The sequence below is a fragment of the Actinocrinis sp. genome, assembly GCF_035938995.1.
In the GTDB taxonomy this organism is placed as follows: Bacteria; Actinomycetota; Actinomycetes; order Streptomycetales; family Catenulisporaceae; genus DASZGI01.
Window position 1 is genome coordinate 21,116 of sequence record NZ_DASZGI010000066.1, and the last position, 6,080, is coordinate 27,195.

At 68.6% G+C, this 6,080-nt stretch carries 8 protein-coding genes; 7 read left to right on the forward strand and 1 reads right to left on the reverse strand.

The genetic code is table 11. From position 1 onward, the window contains the following. Positions 1 to 11: 11 nt before the first annotated feature. Entirely contained in the window at positions 12 to 1,832 is a 1,821-nt protein-coding gene (locus VGZ32_RS04355) for a hypothetical protein (RefSeq protein ID WP_326884496.1), read from the reverse strand. Between the two features lie 631 nt (positions 1,833 to 2,463). Here VGZ32_RS04355 and rpsJ point away from each other — a divergent pair. From rpsJ to rplV, 7 genes are all read left to right on the forward strand, one after another. After that, complete coding sequence (rpsJ, locus tag VGZ32_RS04360) at positions 2,464 to 2,772, forward strand: 30S ribosomal protein S10 (protein ID WP_034266131.1); 309 nt, start codon at positions 2,464 to 2,466, stop codon at positions 2,770 to 2,772. Positions 2,773 to 2,785: 13 nt separating this feature from the next. After that, positions 2,786 to 3,427, forward strand: a complete 642-nt coding sequence (gene rplC / locus VGZ32_RS04365) for a 50S ribosomal protein L3 (protein ID WP_349263477.1) — start codon at positions 2,786 to 2,788, stop codon at positions 3,425 to 3,427. 5 nt (positions 3,428 to 3,432) lie between these two features. After that, a complete protein-coding gene (rplD, locus tag VGZ32_RS04370; protein WP_326884497.1) occupies positions 3,433 to 4,074 on the forward strand; it encodes a 50S ribosomal protein L4 in 642 nt (213 codons plus the stop codon). Next, on the forward strand, positions 4,074 to 4,406 hold the full coding sequence (gene rplW / locus VGZ32_RS04375) for a 50S ribosomal protein L23 (protein ID WP_326884498.1): 333 nt from the start codon (positions 4,074 to 4,076) through the stop codon (positions 4,404 to 4,406). The genes rplD and rplW overlap by 1 nt, the downstream gene beginning before the upstream one ends. A 38-nt stretch (positions 4,407 to 4,444) precedes the next feature. Continuing rightward, positions 4,445 to 5,287 carry a 50S ribosomal protein L2 gene (gene rplB, locus VGZ32_RS04380; RefSeq protein WP_326884499.1) on the forward strand — a complete coding sequence of 281 codons (843 nt, stop codon included), beginning with the start codon at positions 4,445 to 4,447 and terminating at the stop codon, positions 5,285 to 5,287. 22 nt (positions 5,288 to 5,309) lie between these two features. Continuing rightward, positions 5,310 to 5,591 (forward strand): 30S ribosomal protein S19, encoded by a 282-nt coding sequence (rpsS, locus tag VGZ32_RS04385; protein WP_010908582.1) that lies wholly within the window; start codon positions 5,310 to 5,312, stop codon positions 5,589 to 5,591. Further along, positions 5,588 to 6,080 (forward strand): 50S ribosomal protein L22 (gene rplV, locus VGZ32_RS04390; RefSeq protein WP_349263478.1); only part of this gene is annotated, 493 nt, incomplete at its 3' end. The genes rpsS and rplV, both read left to right, overlap by 4 nt.

Sequence of the window (6,080 nt, forward strand, 5' to 3'; positions counted from 1 at the left end):
CGGCTCGCCGTTCAGTGCTTAGCGGAAGCTGACGCGCTGGCGGTAGGCGAAGCGGAGTGCGATGCGCCGGTGGCCGGGTTCTTGCTGGAACCAGGCGACGGCGACGCGGTCGGATGCGGGGAGGCGGATCCGGTGGCCGCGGGCCCTGGCGCCGCCGGTGAGGTCGCCGGGGTGATGGCCTGGGCGCCACCTGGCAGGTCCCAAATGTAGTAGGCGCCCTTCCCGGAAGTGCTCTGCGTCGGGATCCGCGCGACCAGCCGGTAGCCGGACTTCGTGATCGTGCCCCGGATCGCCACGTCCGTGGCCGGAGTCTCCGCGAAGTCCAGCACGATCACCTGGTAGTGGTGCGCCGCGATCGCCGCCTTGAACGCCGGGACTCCGGTCAACACGGCCCCGGTCGTCGGGTCCTTCCACGAGGCGGACACGGTGTCGTGCCACTGCTGCCAGTGCACTGCGCCACCCAGGTAGAAGGCCGGCACGTCGTAGTCCTCGACGAGGTAGTTGTCGCTGCCGCGGTGCACCAGCGGCCGCAGCGTGTCGACGAGCTGCGTCGAGTCCGGCCAGGAGTCGTGGATCTGCTTAGCCTGGGCCACTCCGACGTATCCGAGGGGCAGAACGGACACACAGACGGCGAGCGTCACCGTCACCGCGCGCACCGCACGGTTCATCCGCAGCGGGCCGCACAGACGGGCGATCAGGTAGCCCGCCAGGATGGCTGTGAAGCTCGCCCCGATGTCCGCGTGCTTCTCCAACGACAGAAGCGTGTGGATACGCAGCTGGTTGAGCGGCGCGAGCAGACCGGCGAAGAGCAGCACCCCGGCGGTTGCGACCTCCGGCGCGGTGGTGCGGCCGGACCGCGATCCGAAGGCGAGCACGATCAGACCGAGCAGCCCGACCGCGAGCAGCGGGCCGACCCACTGCGCCGCGTGCTGCGCGACCTCGGCCGCGGTCGAGTTGCTCGGCTGGCGCTGCAGCGTGGTCTTGTCGAAGCCGGTGAAGTACGGCTCCCGCCCGGCGAGCACCGCGACCAGCAGGAATCCGCCACTGACCAGGGCGAAGCGCTGGACGTTCCACCAGCGCGAGACCTTCCACGCGGAGAAGCCCGGCCCGGCCAGCCCGGCGAGCGCGATGATGACGGGGTTCCACAGCAGCGACGCGTATTTGGTGCAGTCCGCCAGGACCATCAGCAGCGGCCCGTAGACGAGCACGTCGCGGCGGTCTCCGTAGGCGAATGCCACCGCGCACCAGGTCGACCAGGCCAGCAGGCACAGGGCCATCGCGTCGAAAGTGGCGTAGGAGCTCAGGTGCAGAGTCGGGCCAAGCGCCGCGAACAGCGCGGCGGCGAAGAACCCGGCCAGGGTGCCGTACATCCGCCGGCCGGTCAGATAGACCGCCACCGTGGCCAGCAGCATGCAGGCGAGGCTGAATATCCGCGCGGCGACCACTCCGTGCAGGGCCGCGGCGAGCGCGGAGAGCATGGGATAGATGATCGGCGCCCCGGAGAAGAAGGTCTCGTAGGAGGCCACCGGAGAGCCGTGCACGATGTGCGAGATCTCCTGGTGGCCGGCGTACATGTAAGTCGCCTCGTCGATGAACGCCGTGTTGGTCACCAGGAGGCGGGCGGCGAAATAACCCTGCGCGGCCAGGATGGGAAGCACCGGGCCGAGCGCCACGAGCCACTGGAACCGTCGCCCGGGCCCGGTCGCCTCGCCCTCGTCTTCGCGACCCGCCTTTTCGTCCCAGCTGACCTCGTCGTCCGGTTCAGGCTGCGGATCCGCGTCAGCGCCGAACGGCGTGTCGTCCTGGGCGACGGTGGCTTGTCGCGTTCGCATGGTGCGCTGCTGTCTCCTGCCGTCCCGTGACGGGACCTTCCGAATCGACCCGTCCCATCCTGTCATCCCGCCGTGCGATAGTTGTAAGAGGTGTGACGCGCTTGTAGCCGGTTTGGGTCTCTGATGCCGAAGTGTGACGTCGGGTACCCGGGTGGCCGCGGCGCCGTGCGAGCTACGTCGGCGTACCGCGTTGTGGTGGCCGATTTGGTCGTCGCAGTCCCACTCCGGCATACTGTTGCAGTTGCTTGGTGAGGGGTGTGCCCTTCACCGGCGCCCGGAGTAGAGCAGTGCACCGCTCGCGAAGCCTCGCCAGAAGGCGCTCGGCTGCGCGGTGGAACCCTCCGAGGGCCCGCAATCATCAGGAATGGTGACCGGCAGGGTCGTGCCCTGCTGTCGGCATGTCGTGCGGCAGCAGCGCGACACGCCCGACCGCGTGGGCCGGACGAAACCGGACAGATGTACGCCGGGTACGGTCCGCGGCCGCCGTTGGCGGGCGTGGATGACGGCCCATGAACGGCGCCTTTCGGCAGCCGACCATGCGGAGCCCCTCGGGGCCCCCACAGACAGGAGAGGTCTCCCACACCGTGGGGGCACCGCAGCGGTAACGAGAAGAAGGAAGTTCGAAGCAGCCATGGCGGGACAGAAGATCCGCATCAGGCTCAAGGCCTACGACCACGAGGTCATCGACTCCTCGGCGCGCAAGATCGTCGAGACGGTGAGCCGCACTGGCGCGCAGGTCGCGGGCCCGGTGCCGCTGCCGACCGAGAAGAACGTGTACTGCGTCATCCGCTCGCCGCACAAGTACAAGGACTCGCGCGAGCACTTCGAGATGCGTACGCACAAGCGGCTCATCGACATCCTCGACCCGACGCCCAAGACCGTCGACTCGCTCATGCGGCTCGACCTGCCGGCCGGCGTCGACATCGAGATCAAGCTCTAAGGACGCACTGATCATGGGAAAGCAGATCAAGGGCGTCCTGGGTGAGAAGCTCGGCATGACCCAGGTCTGGGACGCGGAGAACCGGGTCGTCCCGGTCACCGTCGTCAAGGCCGGGCCGTGTGTCGTGACCCAGGTACGCGAGACGGAGAAGGACGGCTACGCCGCCGTCCAGATCGCCTTCGGCGAGATCGACCCGCGCAAGGTCAACAAGCCGCGCAAGGGCCACTTCGACAAGGCCGGGGTCACTCCGCGCCGCCACCTGGTCGAGCTGCGCACCGACGACGCCGCCGAGTACTCGCTCGGGCAGGAGATCACCGCCGAGGTGTTCGAGGTCGGCCAGCGCATCGACGTGGTCGGCACCTCGAAGGGCAAGGGCACCGCGGGCGTCATGAAGCGCCACAACTTCCGTGGCCTCGGCAGCTCGCACGGTACCCAGCGCAAGCACCGCTCCCCGGGTTCGATCGGCGCCTGCGCCACCCCGGGCCGGGTGTTCAAGGGCGTGCGGATGGCCGGCCGGATGGGTAACGCGCGGGTGACCGTGCAGAACCTGACCGTGCACGCCGTCGACGCCGAGAAGGGCCTGCTGCTGATCAAGGGCGCCGTCCCCGGCCCCAACGGCGGCGTCGTGCTCGTCAAGACGGCTGCTAAGGGCTGATAGCGATGACCACTACTCTTTCCGTCGATCTCCCCGCGGAGATCTTCGACGTCCCGACCAACGGGCCGCTGATCCACCAGGTCGTGCTCGCCCAGCTGGCCGCGGGCCGGCAGGGCACGCACAGCACCAAGACCCGCGGCGAGGTCCGCGGCGGCGGCAAGAAGCCGTACCGCCAGAAGGGCACCGGCCGCGCCCGCCAGGGCTCGACCCGCGCGCCGCAGTTCACCGGCGGCGGTGTGGTGCACGGCCCGGTGCCGCGCGACTACTCGCAGCGGACCCCGAAGAAGATGAAGGCCGCCGCGCTGCGCAGCGCCCTGTCGAACCGGGCCCGCTCCGGCCGGCTGCACGTGGTCGACTCCTTCGACGTGGCCGACACCCCGTCGACGAAGGCCGCGAAGGCCGCGCTGCGCTCGGTCACCGACCGCAACAAGGTGCTCGTGGTGCTCGGCCGTGACGAGGTCAACGCCTGGCTCTCGCTGCGCAACCTGGCCGAGGTGCACCTGCTGCACGTCGACCAGCTGAACACCTACGACGTGGTGAACAGCGAGGAAGTCATCTTCACCAAGGCCGCGTTCGACGCCTTCGTCGGCGGTCCGAAGACGACTGAGGCGCTCGAAGACGACACCGCCGAGGGGAGCGACGCCTGATGCCCGCGTACGACCGCTACAACGCCGCGCGCGACCTGCTGATCAAGCCGGTCGTCTCGGAGAAGAGCTACGCGCTGCTGGACGAGAACAAGTACACGTTCATCGTGCACCCGGACGCCAACAAGACGCAGATCCGCCAGGCGGTCGAGCTGCTCTTCGACGTCGAGGTCACGGGCGTGAACACGATCAACCGCAAGGGCAAGCGCAAGCGCACCCGCGCCGGTTTCGGCAAGCGCCCCGACACCCGCCGCGCCATCGTCTCGGTGAATCCGGATCCGAACGACGCGAGTAAGAAGAGCCGGATCGACATCTTCGGGGGACCGGTCTCCTGAGGCCGGGCCACGAAGATACGCAGAGGAACTAAGAAGCCATGGGCATCCGCAAATACAAGCCGACGACTCCGGGTCGCCGCGGCGCCAGCGTTGCCGACTTCGTCGAGATCACCCGGGACACCCCGGAGAAGTCTCTGGTCCGGCCGCTGCACTCGAGGGGCGGCCGCAACGCGCAGGGCCGAGTGACGGTCCGGCACCAGGGCGGCGGTCACAAGCGCGCCTACCGCGTCATCGACTTCCGTCGGGACGACAAGGACGGCGTGCCGGCGAAGGTCGCGCACATCGAGTACGACCCGAACCGCACCGCGCGCATCGCGCTGCTGCACTTCGCCGACGGCACGAAGCGCTACATCATCGCGCCGGCGCGGCTGAAGCAGGGCGACCGGATCGAGTCGGGCCCCAACGCCGACATCAAGCCGGGCAACAACCTGCCGCTGCGCAACATCCCCACCGGCACGATCATCCACGCCATCGAGCTGCGGCCCGGCGGCGGCGCGAAGATCGCCCGCTCGGCCGGCGCCAGCGTGCAGCTGGTCGCCAAGGACGGCCCCTACGCGCAGCTGCGCATGCCGTCCGGCGAGATCCGCAACGTCGACGCGCGCTGCCGCGCGACCGTCGGCGAGGTGGGCAACGCCGAGCAGGCAAACATCAACTGGGGCAAGGCCGGTCGGATGCGGTGGAAGGGCAAGCGCCCGTCGGTCCGCGGTGTGGTCATGAACCCGGTGGACCACCCGCACGGCGGTGGTGAGGGCAAGACCTCCGGTGGCCGTCACCCAGTCAGCCCGTGGGGCAAGCCCGAGGGCCGCACCCGCCATCGGAACAAGCTAAGCAACAAGCTCATCGTTCGACGCCGGCGCACCGGTAAGAAGCACTCTCGCTAGGAAGTTTCAGGAGTAGCCAACTATGCCACGCAGCCTGAAGAAGGGCCCGTTCGTAGACGACCATCTGCTCAAGAAGGTCGACGTGCAGAACGAGAAGAACACCAAGCAGGTCATCAAGACCTGGTCGCGCCGGTCGACGATCATTCCGGACTTCATCGGCCACACCTTTGCCGTGCACGATGGCCGAAAGCATGTCCCGGTGTTCGTCACCGAGGCGATGGTGGGACACAAGCTGGGTGAATTCGCGCCGACCCGCACCTTCAAGGGACACATCAAGGACGACCGGAAAGCGAAACGGCGATGACCACCACTGAATTCCCGTCGGCGACTGCCATAGCGCGGTTTGTCCGGGTGTCGCCGAGAAAGGCGCGCCGGGTGATCGACCTGGTGCGTGGCAGGTCGGTGGCCGACGCGCTGGAAATCCTGCGCTGGGCGCCGCAGGCCGCAAGCGAGCCGGTGGCCAAGGTGATCGCGAGTGCTGCCGCCAACGCGCAGAACAACGACGGACTGGACCCGGCGACGTTGGTGGTGGCTACGGTCTATGCCGACGAGGGCCCGACCGCCAAGCGCATCCGTCCACGCGCCCAGGGGCGCGCGTTCCGGATCCGCAGGCGAACCAGCCACATCACGGTGGTCGTTGAAAGCCGGCCCGCCAAGGATCAGCGGTCGGCGAAGTCGACCAGGGCTCGTCGCGCCGAGGCCAGCAAGGCCGCCGCGAAGGCTCCGGCGAAAAAGGCGCCGGCCAAGAAGGCGCCTGCCAAATCCGCAGCCACATCCGAGGCCACCAAGGCGG

Coding starts and splice junctions, on each gene's coding strand:
- VGZ32_RS04355 (WP_326884496.1), bottom strand. CDS start 1,832: ATGCGAACGCGACAAGCCACCGTCGCCCAGGACGACACGCCGTTCGGC.
- rpsJ (WP_034266131.1), top strand. CDS start 2,464: ATGGCGGGACAGAAGATCCGCATCAGGCTCAAGGCCTACGACCACGAG.
- rplC (WP_349263477.1), top strand. CDS start 2,786: ATGGGAAAGCAGATCAAGGGCGTCCTGGGTGAGAAGCTCGGCATGACC.
- rplD (WP_326884497.1), top strand. CDS start 3,433: ATGACCACTACTCTTTCCGTCGATCTCCCCGCGGAGATCTTCGACGTC.
- rplW (WP_326884498.1), top strand. CDS start 4,074: ATGCCCGCGTACGACCGCTACAACGCCGCGCGCGACCTGCTGATCAAG.
- rplB (WP_326884499.1), top strand. CDS start 4,445: ATGGGCATCCGCAAATACAAGCCGACGACTCCGGGTCGCCGCGGCGCC.
- rpsS (WP_010908582.1), top strand. CDS start 5,310: ATGCCACGCAGCCTGAAGAAGGGCCCGTTCGTAGACGACCATCTGCTC.